The following is a 23,957-nucleotide window of genomic DNA, read 5'->3' as shown; positions in this document are numbered from 1 at the left end:
TTATTTACCACCAAACTGTTTCTGGTGCGCGTCGAGGAACTCTTTCATCTCTTTCGGTCCCTGATAGCCTGGAACGACATAGCCGTTGCTCAGGACAATCGCTGGCGTACCGTTAACGCCAAACTGCACGCCAAGCGCGTAGTGGTTAGCAATATCAATGTCGCAGGAGGCCGGCTTAACGCCTTTGCCGTTCATCGCGTCGTCAAACGCTTTGTTGCGGTCTTTCGCACACCAGATCGCCTTCATGTCCTGCTCTGGCTGGCTCTGCACGCCCGCACGCGGGAAGGCAAGATAACGCACGGTAATACCCAGCGCGTTGTAATCTTTCATCTCTTCATGCAGCTTGTGGCAGTAGCCGCAGGTGATGTCGGTGAAAACGGTAATGACGTGTTTTTCCTGCGCCGCCTTATAGACGATCATCTCTTTTTCGAGCGCGTTCAGGTTTTTCATCAGCAGCTGGTTGGTGACGTTCACCGGCTGCGCGCCGCTCACGTCGTACATTGGCCCCTGAATAATGTGTTTGCCGTCTTCGGTGACGTACAGCACGCCGCTGCTCGTCAGCACCGTTTTCATGCCGGCAACCGGTGCAGGCTGAATATCGCTGCCGGTGACGCCAAGCTTAGCCAGCGACTGTTTGATGGCGGCGTCGTCCGCATGGGCGAAACCGGTAAATGAGGCTGCCAGCAGGGTGAACAGCGCGAAAGACTTTTTCATAAGTGTTCCTGTTACAATTCGTCGGCACTCACGCACGAGGGTGGTGCTGTTGGTGTAGCTGCCGCAGGCGTTCCGTCGCGACATGGGTGTAAATTTGCGTTGTGGAAAGATCGCTGTGCCCCAGCAGCATCTGCACCACGCGTAAATCAGCGCCGTGGTTTAACAGATGCGTCGCGAAGGCGTGACGCAATACGTGCGGCGAAAGCTTTTCACTGTCGATACCCGCCAGTGTGGCGTAATGCTTGATGCGATGCCAGAACGTTTGCCGCGTCATCTGCTGCGCGCGCTGGCTTGGAAACAGGACGTCGATAGACGTACCATTGAGCAGCCACGGACGACCATGCTCCAGGTACGTTTCCAGCCAGTAAACCGCCTCTTCACCCAGCGGAACCAGCCTTTCCTTGTTTCCTTTACCGATGACGCGCACCACGCCCTGACGCAGGCTGATGTCGCTCATCGTCAGACCAACCAGTTCCGAAACGCGCAGGCCGGTAGCATACAATAGCTCAAGCATGGCTTTATCGCGTAACTCCAGCGGCAGGTCAACTGCCGGTGACTGTAATAATCTCTCAACTTGTGCTTCGCTGAGATCTTTCGGCAGCCGCTGCGGGAGTTTAGGGGATGCCAGCAGCGCGCTGGGATCGTCCTCGCGGATCTTCTCACGATAGAGATGCTGGAACAGCCGACGCATGGCGCTGAGTAAACGTGCGGAACTGGTGGCTTTGTAGCCCCCTGCGATACGTTCCCCAAGCAGCGCCTGCAGGTCGTCACGCTGTGCACTCGCAAGGGATAAACCCCGGTGCGCGAGCCACTCCACCAGCATGGTGAGATCGCGACGGTAGGCGCTGAGGGTATTCTCGGCCAGGTTTTTCTCCAGCCACAGCGCGTCGAGAAACTGTTCGATCAGTGCGAGATCCTTTTCCACATCAGCCCCTTTGATTCTGCAATCAGGCCATTATGCCTGATTGCGACCGGTTTCTGGTACACTACGCGCAAAGTCAAAGCAAGAATTGAGATAGTTACGCGATGAATATTGGTCTGTTCTATGGTTCCAGCACCTGCTACACCGAAATGGCGGCAGAGAAAATTCGCGACATCATTGGCCCGGAACTGGTGACGTTGCATAACCTGAAAGATGACGCGCTTACGCTGATGGAGCAGTATGACGTGCTGATCCTCGGCATCCCGACATGGGATTTCGGCGAGATACAGGAAGACTGGGAAGCTATCTGGGACCAGCTTGATACGCTCAACCTCGAAGGCAAAATCATTGCCATGTACGGCATGGGGGATCAGTTGGGTTACGGGGAGTGGTTCCTGGACGCGCTCGGCATGCTGCATGATAAGCTGGCGCCGAAAGGGGTGTCGTTCATCGGCTACTGGCCAACCGAAGGTTACGAGTTCACCAGTAAAAAGCCGATTATTGCCGACGGCGAGCTGTTTGTTGGGCTCGCGCTGGATGAAACCAACCAGTACGATCTCAGCGATGAGCGCCTGCAAAGCTGGTGCGAGCAGATCCTGGGCGAAATGGCAGAGAAGTTTAGCTAACGCGCGTTACCCCTGCGTCGTCTGTTGTAGCAACATCCGGCGCAGGTCTCGCCACTCGGCAGCATCCATACTGTCAGCCGCCAGCCACAGATGCTGGCAACGCCCGCCGTCCACCTTGCGTAACCGTAACATCATGCCGCAGTTGAGCATCCAGGGCATACCGAGGATATCCCACTCTTTACCCTGCCAGCGCAGACGGGAATCCATCAGTAATTTAATCTCTCCCTGGCGGGCATTAATGCGACGCTGGCTGCGTACGCTGTCAAAAACGACAAACGACAATAACAGCAGCCACAGCGGCGTATAGCTCAGCGGCCACGGCATCAGTAACACAATGGCCGCAACCAGGCCGTGGAGCAATAAAGACATCCACTGCGAGCGCCACGAGACGCGAAGATCAGATTGCCACAGGACCACGTTCCCGATTCCGTGTTTGAATTAATTGCACCATCCGTTGCAACTCGGTGTCGGCGGGTTTGCCGTGGTTCATCAGCCAGTTGAATAAATCCGGATCGTCAGACTCAAGCAGTCGAACAAACAGACGCTTATCATCGTCGCTTAAGGTGTCATACTCATATTCGAAGAAAGGCATGATGGAAATATCAAGTTCACGCATGCCGCGGCGGCACGCCCAGTGAATACGGGCCTTGTTGTTAATATCCATGTTCAGTTTCCTGCATTACGTTTGGCACAGTCGGTACCCCCTTCAGTGTTCTTTATTTCTCTACGGGGACACCAGCTAGTGTAACGTGTTTTTGACCGTTTCATTACTGGAATATTGCGATCGACGAGCAGGCTTCCAGAATAATCCCTACAAAGACAGCGGATTACATTATTTTGCGTGGTGTTACGCACAACCGGTTTATGGCACAAATGGCCTGTTGAAAGCGCTTGCATTGCCTGCAGGCTCTTTTACCATTAGGCATTATCAAAGCGTTAAGCAATTCAGGATATCGTTATGGCCTTTACACCATTTTCTCCTCGCCAGCCCGCCGCCTCTGCGCGTCTGCCGCTGACGCTTATTTCTCTTGATGACTGGGCGCTGGCGACGCTCACCGGTGCCGACGCCGAAAAATATCTGCAGGGCCAGGTGACCGCCGACGTCAGTCAGATGACCGAACACCAGCACCTGCTGGCCGCCCATTGCGACCCAAAAGGCAAAATGTGGAGCAACCTGCGTCTGTTCCGCCGTCAGAACGGTTTTGCCTTTATTGAGCGCCGCAGCCTGCGTGACGCCCAGCTCAAAGAGCTGAAAAAATACGCGGTCTTCTCCAAAGTCACTATCGCCCCGGACGACGAACATGTCCTGCTGGGTGTGGCTGGCTTCCAGGCGCGTGCGGCGCTGAAAAATCTGTTCAGCGAACTGCCGGATGCGGAAAAGCAGGTGGTCAGCGAAGGCGCGACATCCATCCTGTGGTTTGAACACCCGGCGGAGCGTTTCCTGTTAGTTACGGATGCAGCAACTGCCGAACGCGTCACCGAAGCGCTGCGCGGCGAAGCGCAGCTCAACAACAGTCAGCAGTGGCTGGCGCTGAACATCGAAGCGGGTCTGCCGATCATTGACGCCGCAAACAGCGCGCAGTTTATTCCTCAGGCAACCAACCTGCAGGCGCTGGGAGGCATCAGCTTTAAAAAGGGCTGTTACACCGGCCAGGAGATGGTCGCCCGTGCGAAATTCCGCGGGGCAAACAAACGTGCGCTGTGGACGCTGGCGGGCCATGCCAGCCGTGTACCTGAAGCGGGTGAAGACTTAGAGCTGAAGATGGGTGATAACTGGCGCCGCACCGGCACCGTGTTAGCCGCTGTACAGCTGGATGATGGACGTCTTTTGGTTCAAGCCGTCATGAACAACGACATGGAGGCTGACAGCGTGTTCCGCGTGCGTGACGATGCGAACACACTGAGCATCGAGCCGCTGCCGTATTCACTGGAAGAGTGATGCTGTATCGCCCGGTGGCGCTGCGCTTACCGGGCCTACGGTTTTGGTGTCCTCCCTCTCCCTGTGGGAGAGGGCCGGGGTGAGGCACGGTGGAAAAACTACGCCTGCCCCACGTACAAATAAATAGCCAAAAAGTGGCATACGCTGCCGCCCAGCACAAAGCCGTGCCAGATGGCATGGTTGTACGGGATGCGCTTGCAGACGTAGAAGATCACGCCGAGCGAGTACACCACACCGCCTAAGGCCAAAAGCGTCACGCCCCCTACCGACAGTTTGACCGCCAGTTGATACACCACAATCAGCGACAGCCAGCCCATCGTCAGATAGGTAACCAGTGACAGCACCTTAAACCGGTGCGCTATGGTCAGCTTAAACAGGATCCCCAGCAGTGCCAGGCTCCAGATAACAATCATCAGGCCACGCGACAGCGGCGAGTTAAGCCCCACCAGCAAAAACGGTGTGTAGGTGCCTGCAATCAGAAGATAGATAGCGCAGTGGTCAAATTTCTTGAGCCACGTCTTGGCCCGCTGATGCGGGATCGCGTGATACAGCGTCGACGCCAGGAACAGCAGGATCATACTCCCGCCATACAGGCTGTAGCTGGTAATGGCCATCGCGCTGGCATTGGTGTCCATCGCCTGTACCAGCAATAACACTAAACCGACAATCCCAAACACCAGGCCAATGCCGTGGCTGATGCTGTTGGCTACTTCCTCAGCCAGCGAATATCCCTGTGCGATTAATGGTCTGCTCACCATACAAAACTCCGGGAAAACAAAAGATGATTATTCATCGCATAACTATGCTAACTGAGAATGATTCCAGTGAACACCTGTTAGCTAAAATAATTTCATTTCAAAATTTATACCTAAAAATCATAGATATAAAGAAATCTTTCACCTAACAATTGTTCACATAAAAATTTAATCATTATGAATCAAGAGCATAAAAATGGATCCTGCCGTCCGGGTGCATGTTATGATGTGACGATGAGGTCAGAATAAGAGTTATGCCATTGTGAGTATGTTCACCCACTCCGCCATTGCCAGTCTCAATAACCTGGAGATGATGGTCTACAACTATGTCATAAAAAATCGTGACAAAGTCATGTACATGACCATCCGCGAGCTGGCGGATGCGGCAGATGTCTCAACCACCACTATCCTGCGCTTTTGCCGCAAGCTTAACTGCGAAGGCTATTCTGAATTCCGCGTGCGCTTTAAGCTTTATCTTGAACAGAACGAGCCCCAGCAGGCGAACTTCGGTGCCAGCGAAATTATCAGCTTTTTTAAAAGCGTGAATAATGAAGAGTTCGACGCGTTATTAGATAGTGCGGTCGATATTATTTTATCGTCGGAACGTATTATATTTGTCGGCGCAGGCACGTCAGGCTCGCTTGCAAAATATGGTGCACGTTTCTTTTCTAATATCGGAAAATTCAGCAACCATATTGATGACCCTTATTTCCCGGTCACCAATGATATGGCGAAAAATGCGCTGGCGATCGTGCTCTCCGTCTCGGGCGAGACCGAGGAGATCCTGCGCTTCGCCAGCCAGTTCAGCCTGCATCACTGCAAAGTGCTCTCCATTACCAGCCATGAGCACTCGCGTCTCGCAAAGCTGGCGGACTTTAATCTCTCCTGGCATGTTCCTCAGACGCGTATTGCAGGCGTCTACGACATCACCACGCAAATTCCCGTCATTTATATTCTGGAGTCTCTGGGACGTAAACTGGCGAAGAAACTCACAGAATAAAACACCCTGTTTTTTTGATGTGACAAATCACATTATGCACACCTTGTTATATCGTGACATTTAATTTCGCTTTGCTAGACTCGATGCCAATAAGCCAATTACTGAGAATAGCAGCGATGAAAAAATTGACCTTACCAAAAGATTTTTTATGGGGCGGCGCGGTTGCGGCTCACCAGGTAGAAGGCGGCTGGAACAAAGGCGGTAAAGGGCCAAGCATTTGCGATGTATTGACCGGCGGCGCACACGGCGTACCGCGCGAAATCACGCAGGACGTGGTGCCGGGGAAATATTATCCCAATCATGAGGCGATTGATTTCCACGGCCATTATAAAGAAGACATCAAGCTGTTTGCCGAGATGGGCTTCAAGTGTTTCCGCACCTCTATTGCCTGGACGCGTATCTTCCCGAACGGTGACGAAACGCAGCCAAACGAAGAGGGTCTGAAGTTTTACGACGACATGTTCGATGAGCTGCTGAAGTACAACATTGAACCGGTAATCACCCTCTCCCACTTCGAAATGCCGCTGCACCTGGTGAAGGAGTACGGTAGCTGGACCAACCGTAGAGTGGTCGATTTCTTTGTGCGCTTCGCGGAAGTGGTCTTTGAGCGCTACAAAAACAAGGTCAAATACTGGATGACCTTCAACGAAATCAACAACCAGCGCAACTGGCGCGCGCCGCTGTTCGGTTACTGCTGCTCGGGCGTGGTCTATACCGAACATGACAATCCGGAAGAGACCATGTACCAGGTCCTGCACCATCAGTTTGTGGCCAGCGCCCTGGCGGTGAAAGCCGCGCGCCGCATTAACCCAGAGATGAAAGTCGGCTGCATGCTGGCGATGGTGGCGCTCTATCCGTTCTCCTGCAAACCGGAAGACGTGATGTTCGCCCAGGAATCAATGCGCGAGCGCTACGTCTTTACCGATGTCCAACTGCGCGGCTACTACCCGTCCTACGTGCTGAACGAATGGGAGCGCCGTGGCTTCTCCATTAAAATGGAAGCGGATGACGAGCAGATCCTGCGTGAAGGCACCTGCGACTACCTGGGCTTCAGCTACTACATGACCAACGCGGTGAAGGCGGAAGGCGGTACCGGCGATGCCATTTCCGGTTTCGAAGGCAGCGTACCGAACCCGCACGTGAAGGCCTCCGACTGGGGCTGGCAGATTGACCCGGTAGGCCTACGCTATTCCCTGTGCGAACTGTACGAGCGTTACCAGAAACCGCTGTTTATCGTGGAAAACGGCTTCGGCGCCTACGATAAAGTCGAAGAGGACGGCAGCATCAACGATGGCTATCGTATCGACTACCTGCGTGCCCACGTGGAAGAGATGATCAAAGCCGTGACGCACGATGGCGTGGATCTGATGGGCTATACGCCATGGGGCTGTATCGACTGCGTGTCGTTCACCACCGGCCAGTACAGCAAGCGCTACGGCTTTATCTACGTGAACAAGCACGACGACGGCACGGGCGACATGTCGCGTTCCCGTAAGAAGAGCTTCGAGTGGTATAAAGGGGTGATTGCCAGCAACGGCGAGGTGTTGTGATTTTTTGCCCGGTGGCGCTGCGCTTACCGGGCCTACTACTCGTGTAGGCCGGGTAAGGCGAAGCCGCCACCCGGCTTTTATTTCCCGCCCGCCAGCTCTATAAAACTGCCCGTGACGTACGACGCCTTCTCGCTCAGCAGCCAGATAATCGCCTGCGCCACTTCTTCCGGCTGGCCGCCGCGCTGCATCGGCAGCAATGATTTCACGCGATCCACCCGCCCCGGCTCTCCGCCTGAGGCATGGATATCGGTATAGATCAGACCCGGACGGACGCAGTTGACGCGAATGCCCTGCGCCGCGACCTCAAGCGATAAACCCGTTGTCAGCGAATCCACCGCCCCCTTCGACGCGGCATAATCCACATATTCACCCGGCGCGCCCAGACGTGAAGCCGCGGAAGAGACGTTCACTATCGCCCCACCCTTGCCGCCGTGTTTGAAGGACATGCGCTTTACCGCTTCCCGGCAGCAGAGGAAGTAGCCCGTGACGTTGGTCGCCAGGACGCGGTTAATGCGCTCAGCGGAGAGATTCTCGATAGTGGATTGCTCAAACAGAATTCCCGCATTATTGACCAGCGCGGTCAGCGGCTCACCTTCACGATCGAGGCTGTTAAACATCGCCAGCACCTGAGCTTCATCGCTGATGTCTGCACGGACGGTAAAGGCTTTACCGCCTGCATCCACAATCTGCCTGATGACGTCCGTCGCGGCTTTAATGTTGTGATGATAGTTCACCGCCACGGTGTAGCCTTCGCGAGCCAGCTGCAGCGCGGTGGCTTTACCGATGCCGCGGCTGGCGCCGGTGACCAGTGCAATTGCCATTCGCTTCTCCCAATAAAAAAGCCGGGTGGCGGCTTCGCCTTACCCGGCCTACGTTACTACATCAGCACTATTACTGGTATTCGCTCATCGGCACGCAGGAGCAGAACAGGTTACGGTCGCCGTAGACGTCATCAAGACGCTTCACGGTCGGCCAGTATTTGTTCGCCACGCCTGCCGGGAAGACCGCCAGCTCGCGGGAATAGCCGTGGTTCCACTCTGCCACCATTTCGTGCTGGGTGTGCGGGGCGTTAACCAGCGGGTTATCTTCCAGCGTCCACTCGCCGTCCTGCACGCGGTCGATCTCCATGCGGATGGCCAGCATCGCGTCGATAAAGCGGTCCAGCTCGGCTTTGCTTTCAGATTCCGTTGGCTCCACCATCAGCGTGCCCGCAACCGGGAACGACATGGTTGGCGCGTGGAAGCCGTAGTCGATCAGACGCTTGGCGATATCCAGCTCGCTGATGCCGGTCTGCTCTTTCAGCGGACGAATATCCAGAATGCACTCGTGCGCCACGCGACCGTCGCGGCCGGTATAGAGCACCGGGAAGGCGGACTTCAGGCGAGTCGCAATATAGTTGGCGTTCAGGATCGCCACCTGGCTCGCCTGCTTCAGCCCTTCCGAGCCCATCATGCGGATATACATCCAGCTGATTGGCAGGATAGAGGCGCTACCGAATGGTGCCGCTGAGACCGCTCCCTGACGGGTCAGCATGCCTTCAATCTGCACCACGCTGTGGCCCGGCACAAACGGCGCCAGATGCGCTTTCACGCCGATTGGCCCCATGCCTGGGCCGCCACCGCCGTGCGGGATGCAGAAGGTTTTGTGCAGGTTCAGGTGCGACACGTCCGCGCCGATAAAGCCCGGCGAGGTAATGCCCACCTGAGCGTTCATGTTTGCACCGTCGAGGTAAACCTGACCGCCGAACTGGTGCACGACTTCGCACACTTCACGGATGGTTTCTTCGTACACACCGTGGGTAGACGGGTAGGTCACCATGATGCAGGAGAGCTTGTCGCCCGCCTGCTCGGCTTTCGCACGCAGGTCGGCCAGATCGATGTTGCCGTTCTTATCGCACGCCACCACCACAACTTCCATGCCCGCCATCTGGGCAGAGGCCGGGTTGGTACCGTGGGCGGAGCTTGGGATCAGGCAGATATCGCGGTGGCCTTCGTTGCGGCTTTCGTGATAGTGACGGATCGCCAGCAGGCCCGCGTACTCGCCCTGCGCGCCGGAGTTCGGCTGCATGCAGAGCGCGTCGTAACCGGTCAATTTCACCAGCCAGTCGGAAAGCTGGTTGATCATCATGTGATAACCTTCCGCCTGCTCTGGCGGGCAGAACGGGTGCAGCTCGGAGAATTCAGGCCAGGTGATAGGGATCATCTCTGCCGCGGCGTTCAGCTTCATGGTGCAGGAGCCCAGCGGGATCATCGCCTGGTTCAGCGCCAGATCCTTGCGCTCCAGAGAGTGCATATAACGCATCATCTCGGTCTCGCTGTGGTAGCGATTAAAGACCGGATGCGTCAGGATGGCGTCGTTACGCAGCATGCTATCCTGAATGGAGCGGCTGTCGAGCGCAACTTCTTTGTCGAGCGCATCAATGTCCAGACCGTGCGCGTCACCCAGCAGCACGCTGAACAGGTTCAGGATATCGTCACGGGTGGTGCTTTCATCCAGCGTAATGCCGACGGCGTTGTGAATGTCGCTGCGCAGGTTAATCTCTGCCGCATTCGCGCGCGCCAGCACGGCCGCTTTGTCCGCCACGTCCACGCACAGGGTGTCGAAGTAGTAGGCGTGGCGCAGCTTAAGGCCTTTCTGCTGCAGACCGCAGGCCAGAATATCGGCCAGGCGGTGAATGCGGCTGGCAATGCGCTTCAGGCCCGCCGGGCCGTGGAACACGGCGTACAGGCTGGCGATGTTTGCCAGCAGCACCTGCGAGGTACAGATGTTAGAGTTCGCTTTTTCGCGGCGGATATGCTGCTCGCGGGTCTGCATCGCCATGCGCAGCGCAGTGTTACCGGCAGCATCTTTGGAGACGCCGATAATACGGCCAGGCATGGAGCGTTTGAATTCATCTTTCGCGCCGAAGAACGCCGCGTGCGGGCCGCCGTAGCCCATCGGTACGCCGAAGCGTTGTGCGGAGCCGAATACGATATCTGCGCCCTGTTTACCCGGCGCCGTCAGCAGCACCAGCGCCATAAAATCGGCGGCAACGCTGACAACCACTTTGCGGGATTTCAGCTCGGCAATCAGCGTGCCGTAGTCGTGTACTTCACCCGTCGTACCTACCTGCTGCAGCAGCACGCCGAAGACGTCCTGATGATCCAGCACTTTGTCGGCGTCGTCGACGATCACGTCAAAGCCGAAGGTCTCTGCGCGAGTACGCACCACGTCCAGCGTCTGCGGATGCACGTCCGCCGCGACGAAGAAGCGGTTGGCATTTTTCAGCTTGCTCACGCGTTTTGCCATCGCCATCGCTTCAGCGGCGGCGGTCGCTTCATCCAGCAGAGAAGCAGAGGCGATATCCATGCCGGTCAGATCCAGCGTCACCTGCTGGAAGTTCAGCAGCGCTTCCAGACGGCCCTGGGAAACTTCTGGCTGATACGGGGTGTAAGCGGTGTACCAGCCCGGGTTTTCCAGCATGTTGCGCAGGATAACCGGCGGCAGTTGCACGTTGGTATAGCCCATGCCAATGTAAGACTTATAGCGCTTATTCAGGCCGGCGATAGCCTTCAGCTCCGCCAGCGCGGCGAATTCCGTGGTAGCTTCCCCCACCTGAGGCGGCGTGGCAAGCTGGATGTCTTTTGGCACAATCTGGCCGATCAGTGCGTTTAATGAATCCGCGCCAACTGTCTTCAGCATCTCCTGCTGTTGCTGAGCATCCGGCCCAATGTGACGTTCAATGAAGGCGCCACGGTTTTCAAGCTGGCTTAAAGTCTGTGTCATGAGCGATGGTTCCTGAAACGTGCAGTGAATCGTAGTTATCTGTAACGCTGTTGCCCGGTGGCGCTAACGCTTACCGGGCCTACGTTGAGCTGTAGGCCGGATAAGCGCAGCGCCATCCGGCACAACGTTATTCGTCTTCCAATAGTGCTTCGTACGCGGTCGCATCCAGCAGCGCGGCAACCTGGGATTCGTCGCTGGCTTTGATCTTGAAGATCCAGCCGCCTTCATAAGGCTCGCTGTTCACCAGCTCTGGCGAATCGCTCAGCGCGTCGTTGACGGCAACGATTTCGCCGCTCACAGGGGCGTAGATGTCAGAGGCCGCTTTTACGGACTCCGCCACGGCGCAGTCGTCGCCCGCGCTAACGGTCGTGCCCACGTCAGGCAGGTCAACAAACACCATGTCGCCCAGCAGCTCTTGCGCGTGCTCGGTGATCCCTACGGTGTAAGTGCCGTCCGCCTCTTTGCGCAGCCACTCGTGTTCTTTGCTGTATTTCAGTTCTGCTGGCACATTGCTCATTGAAGTTCTCCTGATAAAAATGATTAGGCGACCGGCTTACCGGCGCGAACAAAAATCGGTTTAGTCACGTTGACCGGCATTTCGCGGTTGCGGATTTGCACCACCGCCGTTTCGCCAATCCCCGCCGGCACGCGTGCCAGTGCAATACTGTAGCCCAGCGTCGGTGAGAAGGTTCCGCTGGTGATCACGCCTTCGCGAGGATTGCCGTCAGCATCGGTAAAGCGCACCGGCAGTTCGCCGCGCAGCACGCCCTTCTCGGTCATCACCAGGCCCACCAGCTGTTCGGTGCCCTTCTCGCGCTGCATCTCCAGCGCTTCACGGCCAATGAAGTCACGGTCAGCCGGTTCCCACGCGATGGTCCAGCCCATGTTGGCGGCCAGCGGAGAGACGCCTTCATCCATCTCCTGACCGTAGAGGTTCATGCCCGCTTCCAGACGCAGCGTATCGCGCGCGCCCAGACCCGCAGGCTTCACGCCCGCCTCCACCAGCGCACGCCAGAAATCAGCGGCCTTCTCGTTCGGCATGGCAATTTCGTAGCCCGCTTCACCGGTATAGCCAGTGGTGGCGATAAACAGATCGCCCGCCTGCACGCCGAAGAACGGCTTCATGCCAGCGATGGCTTTACGCTGCTCGTCGTTAAACAGAGAGGCGGCTTTCACCTGCGCGTTCGGCCCCTGCACGGCGATCAGCGACAGATCGTCACGGACGGTGATGTCGATGGCATAAGGTTCGGCGTGTTGGGTGATCCAGGAGAGGTCTTTTTCGCGGGTGGCGGAGTTTACAACGAGGCGGAAGAAATCTTCAGTGAAGTAATAGACGATAAGGTCATCAATCACGCCGCCCGAGGCATTCAGCATGCCGGTATAGAGCGCTTTACCCGGCGTCTTCAGTTTGGCGACGTCGTTTGCCAGCAGATAACGCAAAAACTCCCGGGTGCGGCTACCGCGCAGATCGACAATCGTCATGTGGGACACGTCGAACATACCGGCATCGGTGCGCACCGCGTGGTGCTCATCAATCTGCGAGCCGTAGTGCAGCGGCATCATCCAGCCATGGAAGTCCACCATGCGGGCGCCGCATAACACGTGTTGTTCGTACAAAGGAGTCTGTTGAGCCATCTTGTCCTCGTTGAAAAATTCACCGTGAAACCCGGTATCGGCACCGCGTTCGGGCACCGACGCAAACGTTCTCTTTTACCTGAACTTACCACCGAAACCGGCGGTTAACCATAAGGCAAAATGGGTCATCACATTAGCTTATGACCAAAAAACGCTAAAAAGCCTACAGAGTTATTCACTGGAAAAATGCGATTAACCCCGCACAAAATTAACAATGATCTAACAGGATTTAGCACATGGTGATATTTCGTGCGGAAAATCGGGCCGAATTTCCGTAACGAGAAAAACGCGACATTAGATTATCTAATGCGAAAAATGACGTAAAATTAGAATATTTCAAACGAGGGCATTTCCCCGGCGCGGAGGCCGGGAAAATAAAGTGTGACAGGGGTCAATACACAAAATCATTCAAGTTGCATCAAGGCGGCAAGTCTGAGAGTCCCCAGGAGCTTACACAAGTAAGTGACTGGGGTGAGCAGACGCGGCCAACGCAGAGGCAGCTTGAAGGATGACGTGTATTTTAACGTAGCCAGTCCGGCAGGTCGTTAAGACCCATCGCCTGACGGAGGAGTTGAGGTTTGACGCCAGGAAGGGTATCGGCCAGCTTGAGGCCGATATCGCGCAGCAGTTTTTTCGCCGGATTCGCCCCGGCAAACAGCTCGCGGAAGCCCTGCATGCCCGCCAGCATCATCGCCGCACTGTGCTTGCGGCTGCGCTCGTAGCGGCGCAGATAGAGATGCTGCCCGATGTCCTTCCCTTCGCGATGCAGGCGACGCAGCTCCTCGACCAGCTCCGCCGCGTCCATAAAGCCAAGGTTAACGCCCTGCCCGGCCAGCGGATGAATGGTATGCGCCGCATCCCCCACCAGCGCCAGACGGTGCGCGGCAAACTGACGCGCGTAGCGGCCGGTTAACGGGAACACCTGACGCTCGCTTTCAAGCGTGCACAGGCCAAGGCGGTTATCAAAGGCCACGCACAGCGCCTGGTTAAAGGCGTCCGGCGTTGCCTCCTGCATCTGCTGGGCTTTCTCCGGCACCAGGGACCAGACAATCGAGCACAGGTGCGGATCGGCAAGCGGCAGGAACGCCAGTATGCCGTCGTTGTGGAAAATCTGGCGCGCCACGCCGCCGTGCGGCTCTTCGGTGCGGATCGTTGCCACCAGCGCGTGATGACGATAGTCCCAGAAGGTCAGCGGGATATCGGCTTTATTACGCAGCCAGGAGTTGGCACCGTCAGCACCGACCACCAGACGCGCGGTCAGCATGTCGCCGCTCTGCAGGGTGATAAACGCCTCGTTTTCGCCCCACGCCACCTGCTGGATCTGCGCAGTCGCAATCAGGGTCACGTCGCTGCACTGCTGTGCTTTCTGCCACAGCGCGTGGTGGATCACCGCGTTTTCAACGATGTGACCCAGATGGCTATAGCCCATGCTTTCATCATCAAAAGCAATATGACCAAAGCTGTCTTTATCCCACACTTCCATGCCGTGATAGCAGCTGGCGCGCTGCGCCACAATATCTGACCAGACGCCAAGGTGCGTCAGCAATTTCTCGCTGGCGGCATTGATCGCCGAGACGCGGAGTTCCGGCGGGGCATCCGGGGCAACGGGCTGAGGCTGCTTTTGCTCCAGCACAGCCACGCGCAGGCCGCTGCCCTGTAAACCACAGGCCAATGCCAGTCCGACCATTCCGCCGCCAACGATGGCGACATCAACATTTTGCACGGTGATAACTCCTTAACGCGCGACCCAACCCAGGGTCCGCTGCGCCAGCACGTCACGTGCCGGAATGAATAGTTCCATCGCCATCAGCCCGAGGTTGCGGCCCGCAACCAGCGGTACCCAGCGATTGGCAAAAAGATGGACCAGACCATCGGTCACACCGATGGTGGCCTCTTTATCCGCCTGGCGGCGCTTCTGGTAATGGCTCAGCACCGAATACGCCCCGCAGTCTTTTTGCTCACCCCACGCCTGTGAAAGGGTTTCCGCCAGGCTCATGACGTCGCGTAAACCAAGGTTGAACCCTTGCCCCGCGATGGGGTGCAGCGTCTGCGCGGCATTACCGACAAGCGCCAGACGATGGGAGATGGACTGAGAGGCCGTAGTCAACGAAAGCGGGTAGACCGCCCGCTGGCCGGCATGGGTGATACGCCCCAGCCGCCAGCCAAAGGCTTTTTGCAGCTCGGTACAAAAACGTTCGTCTGACCAGGCCTTCACCTCTTCAGCTTTATCCTGCGGGTGACACCAGACCAGGGAACAGCGCCCGTCCGACATCGGCAGCATCGCCAGCGGGCCATGCTGCGTAAAGCGTTCAAACGCCCTGCCGTCGTGGTCAGCTGCGGTAGCGACGTTCGCAATGACCGCCACCTGGCCGTAAGGCTGCTGCCGCCACTCCACGCCACACTGGGTGCCGAGCGACGAGCGCGAACCGTCCGCGGCGACCAGAAGCTGGCCTTCAAGGACGGTGCCGTTTTCCAGCGCCACGCTAACCGACGCCTCACTGCGGCTCACGCTGGCCACACGCGCCGGACAATGCAGCGTAACGCCCGGCGCGTCCTGAAGCAGGCGGAACAGACGCAATCCGACGTCATGCAGCTCAACCACCTGCCCAAGAGCATCAATACGATAATCCTTCGCGTCCAGGGTGACAAAACCAGCATGGCCGCGATCGCTGACGTGAACGGTTTTAATTGCCGTGGCGCAGTCGGCAATGGCCTGCCAAATGCCAATGCGGGAAAGCTGCTGGCAGGTGCCCTGCGCGAGCGCAATGGCGCGGGCATCAAAACCGGGGTGGTTGGACGCCTCTGGCGCAACGGCTTCCACCAGGTGCACCGGAAGCTGGCCTTTCGTCAAATGTGAAATGGCCAGTGCCAGCGTAGCCCCGGTCATGCCGCCGCCAACGATAATCACGCTCATGCGCGTGCCGCTGCCATCAGCGCCTCAATATCGTCAGCGTTTTTCACGACGCTCGCGGTCAGGTTTTCGTTACCGGTTTCGGTAATCACGATGTCGTCTTCAATACGAATGCCAATCCCGCGGTACTCTTCAGGCACGTCGGCATCCGGCGCGATATACAGACCCGGCTCCACGGTTAACACCATGCCCGGCTCCAGCACGCGCGAACGGTCGGTGCCGTATGCGCCAACGTCATGCACGTCCAGCCCCAGCCAGTGGCTCAGGCCGTGCATGAAATACGGTCGATGCGCATTTTCAGCAATCAGGGTGTCGACATCCCCTTTCAGGATCCCGAGCCTGACCAGACCGTTAATCATGATGCGCACCACTTCACCGGTCACTTCCTGCATGGAAGTTCCAGGGCGATACAGCCTGAGCGCCGTCTCAAGGGATTCGAGAACAATGTCGTAAATCGCGCGCTGTGCCGGCGAGAATTTACCGTTCACCGGGAAGGTTCGGGTGATATCCCCCGCGTACCCCTGATATTCGCAACCGGCGTCAATCAGCACCAGATCGCCGTCGCGCAGCGCGCTTTCGTTTTCGGTGTAGTGCAGAATGCAGCCGTTTTCCCCGCCGCCAACGATGGTATTGTAGGAGGGATAGCGCGCGCCGTGGCGGTTAAATTCGTGGTGAATTTCGCCTTCCAGCTGGTATTCGAACATCCCGGGACGGCATTTCTCCATCGCGCGGGTGTGCGCCAGCGCGCTGATTTCGCCCGCACGGCGCATCAAATTCAGCTCTTCTTCAGACTTGAACAGGCGCATCTCATGCACCACCGGACGCCAGTCCGTCAGCGTGGCCGGTGCGGACAGGTTCTGGCGCGAGCCTTTGCGCAGCTTATCCAGCGCGGTGAAGACAATCTCATCGGCGTACGCATATTCGCCCTGCGCGTGATAGAGCACGTCGAGGCCGTTAAGCAATTGGAAGAGCTGCTGGTTGATTTCGCTAAACGCCAGCGCGCGGTCAACGCCCAGCTTTTCCGGTGCGGCCTCTTGCCCTAAGCGGCGGCCAAACCAGATTTCGGCCGTCAGATCGCGCACGCGGTTGAAAATCACGCTGTGGTTGTGGGTGTCATTGCTCTTAATCAGCACCAGTACCGCTTCCGGCTCGTTAAAGCCGGTGAAGTACCAGAAGTCGCTGCTCTGGCGATAGGGATATTCGCTGTCGGCGCTGCGCGTCACTTCGGGCGCAGCAAAAATCAGCGCGGCGCTGCCCGGCTGCATTGTTGCCAGCAGCGCCTGACGACGGCGCGAATACTCTTGACTTGAGATAACCATGACACCCTCCTGTGCGTTATTTTTCTTAATGTAAGGTTGGCTTGCGGACTTCCGGCGCGGTCGGCTGTGAGCGCGTGAAGTTGTCGTGGCACAGCAGTGCCGCCACGCGCACGTACTCGATGATCTCTTCAAGCGACATTTCCAGCTCTTCCTGGTCTTCGTCTTCGTCGTAGCCAAGCTGGGCGATGTTGCGCAGATCGTCGATCGCTTCACCCGCTTCGCCGGTGACTTTATCCAGTTTAGGCTGCGTGACGCCCAGCCCCAGCAGATAGTGGTTTACCCAGCCGGCCAGCGCATCGGCGCGATCGAACACGCTGACGTCGTCGCCTTCAGGCAGATAAAGCTGAAAAAGGAAGCCATCGTCTTCCAGCGAATCACTGATGGCGGCATGCATTTTACGCAGCGCTTCCGCCAGCTCGTGACCAAACGCCAGCCCTTCATTCGTGAGGTCGTGGATCAGCGGCTGCCATGAGCTGTCGCTGTTTCCGCCGCACAGCATGCCACTGATCAGACCGTGCATTTCGGCAGGGGTTAAACCGACTCCCTGCTGGTTCAGTAACTGGTTTAAATCCTTGTAACCAGGCATTTCGTTCTGTATAGACATGAGCATTCGTCGTCAAAGGGGGGAAGTTTCATGATATGCTACCACTTTGGACCCTGGTGATACCAGAAAAGGGCTTGTATCTTCACATCAGGGTAGCTATAGTGTCGCCCCTTCGCAGCCCCCGGGGCAGTAAGCGAAGGCAGCGCAGTCAATCAGCAGGAAGGTGGCATGTCTGCACAACCCGTCGATCTCCAGATTTTTGGCCGTTCACTGCGAGTGAATTGTCCGCCTGAACAAAGGGATGCTTTGAATCAGGCAGCGGACGATTTGAATCAGCGGTTGCAAGATCTAAAAGAACGCACTAGAGTCACAAATACTGAGCAGCTGGTTTTCATCGCCGCGTTGAACATCAGCTATGAACTGACTCAGGAAAAAGCGAAGACCCGCGACTACGCGGCAAGCATGGAGCAGCGCATTAAAATGCTCCAGCAGACCATAGAACAGGCATTGCTTGATCAAGGTCGCAATCCCGAAAGACCGGGACCCAAGTTTGAATAACACTTCTCAGTTGACTATGGTAGAGTAACTGTGAAGACAAAATTTCTCTGAGATGTTCGCAAGCGGGCCAGTCCCCTGAGCCGATATTTCATACCACAAGAATGTGGCGCTCCATGGTTGGTGAGCATGCTCGGTCCGTCCGAGAAGCCTTAAAACTATGACGACACATTCACCTTGAACCAAGGGTTCAAGGGTTACAGCCTGCGGCGGCATCTCGGAGATTCCCTCTCTTTTCTTCTACCGACTACCATGACTCAATTCCCTGAAGTTTCTGCTTCACGCCAGGACATCCGTCAGCTCATTCGTCAGCGCCGTCGTGCGTTAACCGCCGATCAGCAAGCGCATTTTGCCCAGCAGGCCGCCGCCCGTATGATGGCGTATCCCCCTGTCGTAATGGCGCATACCGTTGCGCTGTTTCTGTCATTTGATGGAGAGCTGGATACCCAACCGCTGATAGAGCAGCTCTGGCGCGCCGGGAAGAAAGTCTACCTGCCGGTGCTGCACCCGTTTAGCGACGGTAATCTGCTGTTTCTGCACTACCACCCGCACAGCGAGCTGGTGGTGAATCGCCTGAAAATCACCGAGCCGAAACTCGACGTGCGCGACGTGCTCCCACTGTCACAGCTGGATGTACTGATTACGCCGCTGGTGGCGTTTGATGAGCAGGGACAGCGCCTGGGAATGGGTGGTGGTTTTTACGACCGGACGCTGCAAAACTGGCAGCAGTATGGGTTGCAGCCGGTGGGCTACGCGCATGATTGTCAGGGCGTGGAGGCGTTGCCGGTAGAAAAATGGGATGTGCCGTTGCCGGCGGTGGTGACGCCATCGAAGTTGTGGGAGTGGTGAAACAGGCGTGCAGCCTGATGCCCTCACCCCAGCCCTCTCCCACAGGGAGAGGGTGAAAACATAAAAAACGGTAACTATCGTTACCGTTTTGCATTTACCTCGCACCATCAGTACAGCAGACGCGCGCGAATCGTCCCCGCAATAGACTTCATGCTCAGCAACGCTTTCTCGGCAACATCGTCATCCGCTTCGATATCAATGACCACGTAACCCATCTGCGAGTTCGTTTGCAGATACTGCGCGGCGATGTTGACGCCCTGCTCGGCAAAGATCTGGTTGATCGCGGTCAGAACGCCCGGACGGTTTTCGTGGATGTGCAGCAGACGACGACCACCGTGCAGCGGCAGAGACACTTCCGGGAAGTTCACGGCAGAGAGCGTAGAACCGTTGTCGGAGTATTTGCTCAGTTTACCCGCCACTTCCAGACCGATATTCTCCTGCGCTTCCTGGGTAGAACCGCCAATGTGCGGCGTCAGGATCACGTTGTCGAACTCGCACAGCGGAGAGGTAAACGGATCGCTGTTGGTGGCAGGCTCCGTCGGGAACACGTCAATGGCCGCGCCCGCCAGGTGCTTACGCTTCAGCGCATCCGCCAGTGCCGGGATATCGACAACCGTGCCGCGCGCGGCGTTAATCAGCAGTGAGCCCGGCTTCATCAGCGCCAGCTCTTCCGCGCCCATCATGTTTTTGGTGGACGCATTTTCCGGCACGTGGAGGCTCACCACGTCGCTCATGTTCAGCAGATCAGAGAGGTGTTGAACCTGGGTGGCGTTACCCAGCGGCAGCTTGCTTTCGATATCGTAGAAAAACACATGCATACCCAGGGATTCCGCCAGAATACCGAGCTGCGTACCGATATGGCCGTAGCCGATAATCCCCAGCTTTTTACCACGCGCTTCATAGGAGCCAGACGCCAGCTTGTTCCACACACCGCGGTGCGCTTTGGCGTTCGCTTCAGGAATGCCGCGCAGCAGCAGCAGCAGTTCGCCAATCACCAACTCCGCCACGGAACGGGTGTTGGAGAACGGGGCGTTGAAGACGGGAATACCGCGTCTGGCAGCAGCATTCAGGTCAACCTGGTTGGTACCGATGCAGAAGCAGCCGATAGCCACCAGCTTTTCCGCCGCAGCAATAACGTCTTCAGTCAGGTGAGTACGGGATCGCAGGCCAATGAAGTGGGCATCACGGATGGACGCTTTCAGCTCTTCGGTATCGAGCGCCCCTTTGTGAAATTCGATGTTGGTGTAACCTGCCGCACGAAGGCTATCGATTGCTTTTTGATGCACGCCCTCGACTAGCAGGAATTTAATCTTGTCTTTCTCCAGTGATACCTTTGCCATTTACCCGACCCTGTTTTTGTCTGAACTGATGTTGTGCTGGATATGAATCCGCTGTAGCCAACATATCAAAAAAAACTATTGCAGCAATATGAACGTTTGCGTCGGCACTCTGAAGAAAAGTCATACAGAGCAAAATGTCAGAGGAAAATGCTATGGAAATTTACAAACGCGGCAGGATCGGCAAAAGAGGCCCAAAAACGTGACACAAGTCACCGAATTTAGCTTTTCAAAAATTTTTTAGCGGGGGGAGGACTCCCCCCGTCAGATCATTTTACGATGGTTTTCACGCCGTCAGCGGTGCCGATCAGTGCCACGTCCGCGCCACGATTGGCGAATAGCCCTACGGTCACTACGCCTGGGATAGCGTTGATGGCATTTTCCAGCGCAATCGCGTCGAGAATTTCCAGACCGTGAACGTCGAGGATCACGTTACCGTTGTCGGTGACTACGCCCTGACGATATTCCGGACGACCGCCCAGCTTCACCAGCTGACGGGCAACCGCGCTGCGCGCCATCGGGATCACTTCGACCGGCAGGGGGAAATTGCCCAGAATGTCGACCTGCTTGGAGGCGTCTGCGATGCAGATAAACTTGTCCGCAACGGAGGCGATGATTTTTTCGCGCGTCAGCGCCGCGCCGCCGCCTTTGATCATCTGCATGTGGCCGTTGATTTCATCCGCGCCATCAACGTAAATCCCCAGACGATCCACTTCGTTGAGATCGAAAACGGTAATGCCGAGGCTTTTCAGCTTTTCCGTGGAAGCATCAGAGCTGGAAACCGCGCCCTCGATCTGCCCCTTCATCGTGCCCAGCGCATCGATAAAGTGTGCCGCGGTTGATCCCGTACCGACACCGACAATGGTACCCGGCTGTACGTACTGGAGAGCGGCCCATCCTACTGCTTTTTTCAGTTCATCCTGCGTCATGATCGTTTTGCCTGTGGTGTGAAAACTCAGGGCGCATTATAGAACACGTCGAATGGAATTCGTCTGCCACAAAGGGAAAATTGTGTCATAGTGCAGAATAAGCAAAATTAAGGAGCCAGCCAGAGCAATGAAACGTCCGGACTACAGAACACTACAGGCACTTGATGCAGTTATTCGTGAACGAGGTTTTGAGCGCGCGGCGCAAAAGCTTTGCATCACGCAGTCCGCCGTATCACAGCGTATCAAACAGCTTGAAAATATGTTCGGCCAGCCGCTGCTGGTGCGTACCGTGCCGCCACGTCCAACCGAGCAAGGACAAAAGCTCCTCGCCCTGCTGCGCCAGGTTGAACTGCTGGAAGACGAGTGGCTGGGTGACGAACAAACGGGCTCTACGCCGCTGCTGCTCTCTCTGGCGGTCAACGCCGACAGTCTGGCGACCTGGCTGCTGCCGGCCCTGGCGCCGGTATTAGCTGACTCCCCTATCCGCCTGAATTTACAGGTTGAAGATGAAACCCGTACCCAGGAGCGCCTGCGTCGCGGTGAGGTAGTTGGGGCGGTCAGTATCCAGCCTCAGGCGTTGCCGAGCTGCCTTGTCGATCAGTTAGGCGCACTGGATTACCTGTTTGTGGGTTCAAAAGCCTTTGCCGAGCGCTACTTCCCGAACGGCGTCACCCGCGCGGCGCTGCTGAAAGCCCCTGCCGTGGCGTTCGACCATCTGGACGATATGCATCAGGCGTTCCTGCAGCAAAACTTCGATCTGCCGCCGGGCAGCGTGCCGTGCCATATCGTTAACTCGTCTGAAGCCTTCGTGCAGCTTGCGCGTCAGGGCACCACCTGCTGCATGATCCCGCATCTGCAGATTGAGAAAGAATTGAAAAGCGGTGAGCTGATTGACTTAACGCCGGGGCTGTATCAGCGTCGGATGCTCTACTGGCACCGTTTTGCGCCGGAAAGCCGGATGATGCGCAACGTCACTGACGCGCTGCTGGCGTACGGGCACAAGGTGTTGAGACAGGATTAAAAAATAAGCCGGGTGGCGGCTTCGCCTTACCCGGCCTACAGATTACTGAGCCGGTTTCGGCTGTGCTGCAACGGGTTCCAGCTGGAAGACCACATCCACCTGATCGTCGAACTGAATGGTTGGCTGCTCGTAAGTTTCCTGAGCGGACACCGGGGCTGCATCAGCCTTCATCATCCGTACCATCGGGCTTGGCTGGTAGTTAGAGACGTGGTAACGCACGCTGTAAACCGGGCCGAGCTTGCTCTTAAAGCCAGAAGCCAGCTGTTCCGCCTGGTGAATGGCATCATCAATCGCCGCTTTACGCGCTTCGTCTTTGTATTTCTCCGGTTGCGCAACGCCCAGCGACACGGAACGAATTTCGTTCAGACCTGCCTTCAGCGCACCATCCAGCAGCGAGTTAAGCTTATCCAGCTGACGCACGGTCACTTCAACGGTACGCACGGCGCGGTAGCCCTTCAGGATGCTTTTACCATTCTGGTAGTCGTAATCGGGTTGAGTACGCAGGTTCGCGGAGTTGATATCTTTTTTACCGACACCGTTCTGCTCGAGGAAAGAGAGGTATTGCGCAACGCGATCGTCAGCCTGCTTCTTGGCCGTCGCCGCATCTTTCGCCGCCACATTGACCTCAATTGCCAGGGTTGCAACATCGGGTACCGCGTCCACGCTTGCGGTGCCTGACGTGACGATGTGCGGACCATCCGGCAGTTCACTTGCCTGCACCGACACCGCACCAAAACTTACTAATGCCGCCAGGGCCATCACCTTAAACTTCACTGTTATTCCTCCATGTTGCGAAGAGTGCCCATTAACAGGGCGCATGCCAGCAAGCTTAGCGGGTCTTATTCAGTTGTCCATAAGACAAGGATTAGTTGAACAATTCCTGAACGTGATGAATTCCCTCTTTTGCCAGCTGAAAAGCAATAAACCACATCACCAGCCCCACCAGGGTATTAATGATGCGCTGGGCTTTGGCCGTACGCAGACGAGGTGCCAGCCATGCCGCCAGAATGGCGAGACCGAAGAACCAGAGGAACGAGGCGCTGACCGTACCGAGCGCAAACCAGCGTTTCGGCTCTACGTCCAGTTGACCGCCCAGGCTGCCCAGCACCACAAAGGTGTCCAGATAAACATGCGGATTAAGCCAGGTGACCGCCAGCATGGTGACGATAATCTTCCAGCGGCCCTGCTTCATGACCTCCGCGCTCGCCAGCTCGAGGTTGCTGCTCATCGCCGTTTTCAGGGCACCAAAACCATACCAGAGCAGAAACGCCACGCCGCCCCAGGTGACCAGCGCCAGCAGCCAGGGAGACTGCATCAGCAATGCACTGCCGCCAAAAATCCCGGCACAGATCAGCAGTAAATCGCTTACCGCGCACAGCAGGGCAATCATCAGATGATACTGGCGGCGGATGCCCTGGTTCATCACGAACGCATTTTGCGGGCCGAGCGGAAGGATCATGGCCGCGCCTAATGCAAGCCCTTGAAAATAATAAGATAGCATGACGATTTTCTCGCAGTGTTGTTCTGGAAGCCGACTATACTGCGCAAATCACATTAGAGGAAATGGATAATTTTAATTGGGTATT

Annotated in this window: 24 protein-coding genes and 1 other RNA gene; 8 read left to right on the top strand and 17 right to left on the bottom strand. The window is 56.6% G+C overall.

Going from position 1 to position 23,957, the window contains the following annotated elements:
- Both dsbC and xerD read right to left on the bottom strand, forming a co-directional pair.
- Positions 1-714: a bifunctional protein-disulfide isomerase/oxidoreductase DsbC gene (gene dsbC, locus P349_RS07355; protein ID WP_024906584.1), complete on the bottom strand. Its 714-nt coding sequence runs from the start codon at positions 712-714 to the stop codon at positions 1-3.
- A gap of 28 nt (positions 715-742) precedes the next feature.
- Positions 743-1,639 carry a site-specific tyrosine recombinase XerD gene (gene xerD / locus P349_RS07360; protein WP_023309098.1) on the bottom strand — a complete coding sequence of 299 codons (897 nt, stop codon included), beginning with the start codon at positions 1,637-1,639 and terminating at the stop codon, positions 743-745.
- A 101-nt stretch (positions 1,640-1,740) separates the two neighbouring features.
- Between xerD and fldB the strand changes: the two genes are divergently transcribed.
- On the top strand, positions 1,741-2,262 hold the full coding sequence (fldB, locus tag P349_RS07365; protein WP_032650124.1) for a flavodoxin FldB: 522 nt from the start codon (positions 1,741-1,743) through the stop codon (positions 2,260-2,262).
- Between the two features lie 6 nt (positions 2,263-2,268).
- Here fldB and P349_RS07370 read toward each other — a convergent pair whose 3' ends face one another.
- Together P349_RS07370 and sdhE are read right to left on the bottom strand one after the other, a co-directional pair.
- Positions 2,269-2,679 carry a protein YgfX gene (locus tag P349_RS07370; RefSeq protein WP_023326024.1) on the bottom strand — a complete coding sequence of 137 codons (411 nt, stop codon included), beginning with the start codon at positions 2,677-2,679 and terminating at the stop codon, positions 2,269-2,271.
- A complete protein-coding gene (sdhE, locus tag P349_RS07375) occupies positions 2,660-2,926 on the bottom strand; it encodes an FAD assembly factor SdhE (RefSeq protein WP_006178375.1) in 267 nt (88 codons plus the stop codon). The genes P349_RS07370 and sdhE overlap by 20 nt, the downstream gene beginning before the upstream one ends.
- A gap of 294 nt (positions 2,927-3,220) precedes the next feature.
- On the opposite strand from sdhE, the gene ygfZ reads away from it, so the two are divergent.
- Positions 3,221-4,201, top strand: coding sequence for a tRNA-modifying protein YgfZ (gene ygfZ / locus P349_RS07380; RefSeq protein ID WP_032650125.1), 981 nt, complete (start codon positions 3,221-3,223; stop codon positions 4,199-4,201).
- Between the two features lie 98 nt (positions 4,202-4,299).
- Here ygfZ and trhA read toward each other — a convergent pair whose 3' ends face one another.
- The gene (gene trhA / locus P349_RS07385) at positions 4,300-4,959 is read right to left on the bottom strand and encodes a PAQR family membrane homeostasis protein TrhA (protein ID WP_032650127.1); all 660 of its coding nucleotides are present in this window, start codon (positions 4,957-4,959) and stop codon (positions 4,300-4,302) included.
- 265 nt (positions 4,960-5,224) lie between these two features.
- On the opposite strand from trhA, the gene P349_RS07390 reads away from it, so the two are divergent.
- Both P349_RS07390 and P349_RS07395 read left to right on the top strand, forming a co-directional pair.
- A complete protein-coding gene (locus P349_RS07390; RefSeq protein ID WP_032650129.1) occupies positions 5,225-5,956 on the top strand; it encodes a MurR/RpiR family transcriptional regulator in 732 nt (243 codons plus the stop codon).
- A gap of 116 nt (positions 5,957-6,072) precedes the next feature.
- Positions 6,073-7,506 carry a 6-phospho-beta-glucosidase gene (locus P349_RS07395; RefSeq protein ID WP_032650131.1) on the top strand — a complete coding sequence of 478 codons (1,434 nt, stop codon included), beginning with the start codon at positions 6,073-6,075 and terminating at the stop codon, positions 7,504-7,506.
- Positions 7,507-7,583: 77 nt separating this feature from the next.
- Here P349_RS07395 and P349_RS07400 read toward each other — a convergent pair whose 3' ends face one another.
- The 8 genes from P349_RS07400 to P349_RS07435 form a co-directional block, all read right to left on the bottom strand.
- Positions 7,584-8,327, bottom strand: a complete 744-nt coding sequence (locus tag P349_RS07400; RefSeq protein WP_032650132.1) for an SDR family oxidoreductase — start codon at positions 8,325-8,327, stop codon at positions 7,584-7,586.
- Between the two features lie 70 nt (positions 8,328-8,397).
- Positions 8,398-11,271, bottom strand: coding sequence for an aminomethyl-transferring glycine dehydrogenase (gene gcvP, locus P349_RS07405; RefSeq protein WP_032650134.1), 2,874 nt, complete (start codon positions 11,269-11,271; stop codon positions 8,398-8,400).
- A 127-nt stretch (positions 11,272-11,398) separates the two neighbouring features.
- Positions 11,399-11,788 (bottom strand): glycine cleavage system protein GcvH, encoded by a 390-nt coding sequence (gene gcvH, locus P349_RS07410; RefSeq protein WP_008499718.1) that lies wholly within the window; start codon positions 11,786-11,788, stop codon positions 11,399-11,401.
- 23 nt (positions 11,789-11,811) lie between these two features.
- Positions 11,812-12,906, bottom strand: a complete 1,095-nt coding sequence (gcvT, locus tag P349_RS07415) for a glycine cleavage system aminomethyltransferase GcvT (protein ID WP_032650461.1) — start codon at positions 12,904-12,906, stop codon at positions 11,812-11,814.
- A gap of 520 nt (positions 12,907-13,426) precedes the next feature.
- The gene (gene ubiI, locus P349_RS07420) at positions 13,427-14,629 is read right to left on the bottom strand and encodes an FAD-dependent 2-octaprenylphenol hydroxylase (RefSeq protein ID WP_032650135.1); all 1,203 of its coding nucleotides are present in this window, start codon (positions 14,627-14,629) and stop codon (positions 13,427-13,429) included.
- A gap of 12 nt (positions 14,630-14,641) precedes the next feature.
- Positions 14,642-15,820, bottom strand: a complete 1,179-nt coding sequence (gene ubiH / locus P349_RS07425; RefSeq protein WP_032650136.1) for a 2-octaprenyl-6-methoxyphenyl hydroxylase — start codon at positions 15,818-15,820, stop codon at positions 14,642-14,644.
- Positions 15,817-17,130: a Xaa-Pro aminopeptidase gene (gene pepP, locus P349_RS07430; protein WP_152540092.1), complete on the bottom strand. Its 1,314-nt coding sequence runs from the start codon at positions 17,128-17,130 to the stop codon at positions 15,817-15,819. Before pepP ends, ubiH begins: the two co-directional genes overlap by 4 nt.
- A gap of 31 nt (positions 17,131-17,161) precedes the next feature.
- Positions 17,162-17,740 (bottom strand): YecA/YgfB family protein, encoded by a 579-nt coding sequence (locus P349_RS07435; protein WP_024906571.1) that lies wholly within the window; start codon positions 17,738-17,740, stop codon positions 17,162-17,164.
- Between the two features lie 168 nt (positions 17,741-17,908).
- Between P349_RS07435 and zapA the strand changes: the two genes are divergently transcribed.
- The 3 genes from zapA (at position 17,909) to P349_RS07445 (ending at position 19,084) form a co-directional block, all read left to right on the top strand.
- Positions 17,909-18,238 (top strand): cell division protein ZapA, encoded by a 330-nt coding sequence (gene zapA, locus P349_RS07440; RefSeq protein ID WP_006811891.1) that lies wholly within the window; start codon positions 17,909-17,911, stop codon positions 18,236-18,238.
- Positions 18,239-18,279: 41 nt separating this feature from the next.
- A non-coding RNA gene (gene ssrS / locus P349_RS25640) (6S RNA) lies at positions 18,280-18,463 on the top strand.
- Between the two features lie 24 nt (positions 18,464-18,487).
- Positions 18,488-19,084 (top strand): 5-formyltetrahydrofolate cyclo-ligase, encoded by a 597-nt coding sequence (locus tag P349_RS07445; protein ID WP_032650138.1) that lies wholly within the window; start codon positions 18,488-18,490, stop codon positions 19,082-19,084.
- A 107-nt stretch (positions 19,085-19,191) separates the two neighbouring features.
- On the opposite strand, the gene serA is transcribed toward P349_RS07445, so the two are convergent.
- Complete coding sequence (gene serA, locus P349_RS07450; RefSeq protein WP_024906569.1) at positions 19,192-20,424, bottom strand: phosphoglycerate dehydrogenase; 1,233 nt, start codon at positions 20,422-20,424, stop codon at positions 19,192-19,194.
- 266 nt (positions 20,425-20,690) lie between these two features.
- A complete protein-coding gene (rpiA, locus tag P349_RS07455) occupies positions 20,691-21,350 on the bottom strand; it encodes a ribose-5-phosphate isomerase RpiA (protein WP_014885151.1) in 660 nt (219 codons plus the stop codon).
- Between the two features lie 127 nt (positions 21,351-21,477).
- On the opposite strand from rpiA, the gene argP reads away from it, so the two are divergent.
- On the top strand, positions 21,478-22,371 hold the full coding sequence (gene argP, locus P349_RS07460) for a DNA-binding transcriptional regulator ArgP (RefSeq protein ID WP_008499727.1): 894 nt from the start codon (positions 21,478-21,480) through the stop codon (positions 22,369-22,371).
- Positions 22,372-22,413: 42 nt separating this feature from the next.
- Here argP and P349_RS07465 read toward each other — a convergent pair whose 3' ends face one another.
- Together P349_RS07465 and argO are read right to left on the bottom strand one after the other, a co-directional pair.
- Positions 22,414-23,145 carry an oxidative stress defense protein gene (locus P349_RS07465; protein WP_008499728.1) on the bottom strand — a complete coding sequence of 244 codons (732 nt, stop codon included), beginning with the start codon at positions 23,143-23,145 and terminating at the stop codon, positions 22,414-22,416.
- Positions 23,146-23,236: 91 nt separating this feature from the next.
- The gene (argO, locus tag P349_RS07470; RefSeq protein ID WP_021242063.1) at positions 23,237-23,872 is read right to left on the bottom strand and encodes an arginine exporter ArgO; all 636 of its coding nucleotides are present in this window, start codon (positions 23,870-23,872) and stop codon (positions 23,237-23,239) included.
- Between the last annotated feature and the right edge of the window lie 85 nt (positions 23,873-23,957).

The sequence above is a fragment of the Enterobacter sp. DC4 genome (genome assembly GCF_000568095.1).
GTDB classification, from domain to species: Bacteria; Pseudomonadota; Gammaproteobacteria; order Enterobacterales; family Enterobacteriaceae; genus Enterobacter; species Enterobacter pseudoroggenkampii.
This window is presented reverse-complemented; position numbering and strand designations above follow the sequence as displayed.

What these genes read in the sequence shown, in the direction of transcription:
- dsbC (WP_024906584.1), bottom strand. Translation starts at nt 714, where the DNA reads ATGAAAAAGTCTTTCGCGCTGTTCACCCTGCTGGCAGCCTCATTTACC.
- fldB (WP_032650124.1), top strand. Translation starts at nt 1,741, where the DNA reads ATGAATATTGGTCTGTTCTATGGTTCCAGCACCTGCTACACCGAAATG.
- sdhE (WP_006178375.1), bottom strand. Translation starts at nt 2,926, where the DNA reads ATGGATATTAACAACAAGGCCCGTATTCACTGGGCGTGCCGCCGCGGC.
- ygfZ (WP_032650125.1), top strand. Translation starts at nt 3,221, where the DNA reads ATGGCCTTTACACCATTTTCTCCTCGCCAGCCCGCCGCCTCTGCGCGT.
- trhA (WP_032650127.1), bottom strand. Translation starts at nt 4,959, where the DNA reads ATGGTGAGCAGACCATTAATCGCACAGGGATATTCGCTGGCTGAGGAA.
- P349_RS07390 (WP_032650129.1), top strand. Translation starts at nt 5,225, where the DNA reads ATGTTCACCCACTCCGCCATTGCCAGTCTCAATAACCTGGAGATGATG.
- P349_RS07395 (WP_032650131.1), top strand. Translation starts at nt 6,073, where the DNA reads ATGAAAAAATTGACCTTACCAAAAGATTTTTTATGGGGCGGCGCGGTT.
- P349_RS07400 (WP_032650132.1), bottom strand. Translation starts at nt 8,327, where the DNA reads ATGGCAATTGCACTGGTCACCGGCGCCAGCCGCGGCATCGGTAAAGCC.
- gcvP (WP_032650134.1), bottom strand. Translation starts at nt 11,271, where the DNA reads ATGACACAGACTTTAAGCCAGCTTGAAAACCGTGGCGCCTTCATTGAA.
- gcvH (WP_008499718.1), bottom strand. Translation starts at nt 11,788, where the DNA reads ATGAGCAATGTGCCAGCAGAACTGAAATACAGCAAAGAACACGAGTGG.
- gcvT (WP_032650461.1), bottom strand. Translation starts at nt 12,906, where the DNA reads ATGGCTCAACAGACTCCTTTGTACGAACAACACGTGTTATGCGGCGCC.
- ubiH (WP_032650136.1), bottom strand. Translation starts at nt 15,820, where the DNA reads ATGAGCGTGATTATCGTTGGCGGCGGCATGACCGGGGCTACGCTGGCA.
- P349_RS07435 (WP_024906571.1), bottom strand. Translation starts at nt 17,740, where the DNA reads ATGTCTATACAGAACGAAATGCCTGGTTACAAGGATTTAAACCAGTTA.
- zapA (WP_006811891.1), top strand. Translation starts at nt 17,909, where the DNA reads ATGTCTGCACAACCCGTCGATCTCCAGATTTTTGGCCGTTCACTGCGA.
- P349_RS07445 (WP_032650138.1), top strand. Translation starts at nt 18,488, where the DNA reads ATGACTCAATTCCCTGAAGTTTCTGCTTCACGCCAGGACATCCGTCAG.
- serA (WP_024906569.1), bottom strand. Translation starts at nt 20,424, where the DNA reads ATGGCAAAGGTATCACTGGAGAAAGACAAGATTAAATTCCTGCTAGTC.
- rpiA (WP_014885151.1), bottom strand. Translation starts at nt 21,350, where the DNA reads ATGACGCAGGATGAACTGAAAAAAGCAGTAGGATGGGCCGCTCTCCAG.
- argP (WP_008499727.1), top strand. Translation starts at nt 21,478, where the DNA reads ATGAAACGTCCGGACTACAGAACACTACAGGCACTTGATGCAGTTATT.
- argO (WP_021242063.1), bottom strand. Translation starts at nt 23,872, where the DNA reads ATGCTATCTTATTATTTTCAAGGGCTTGCATTAGGCGCGGCCATGATC.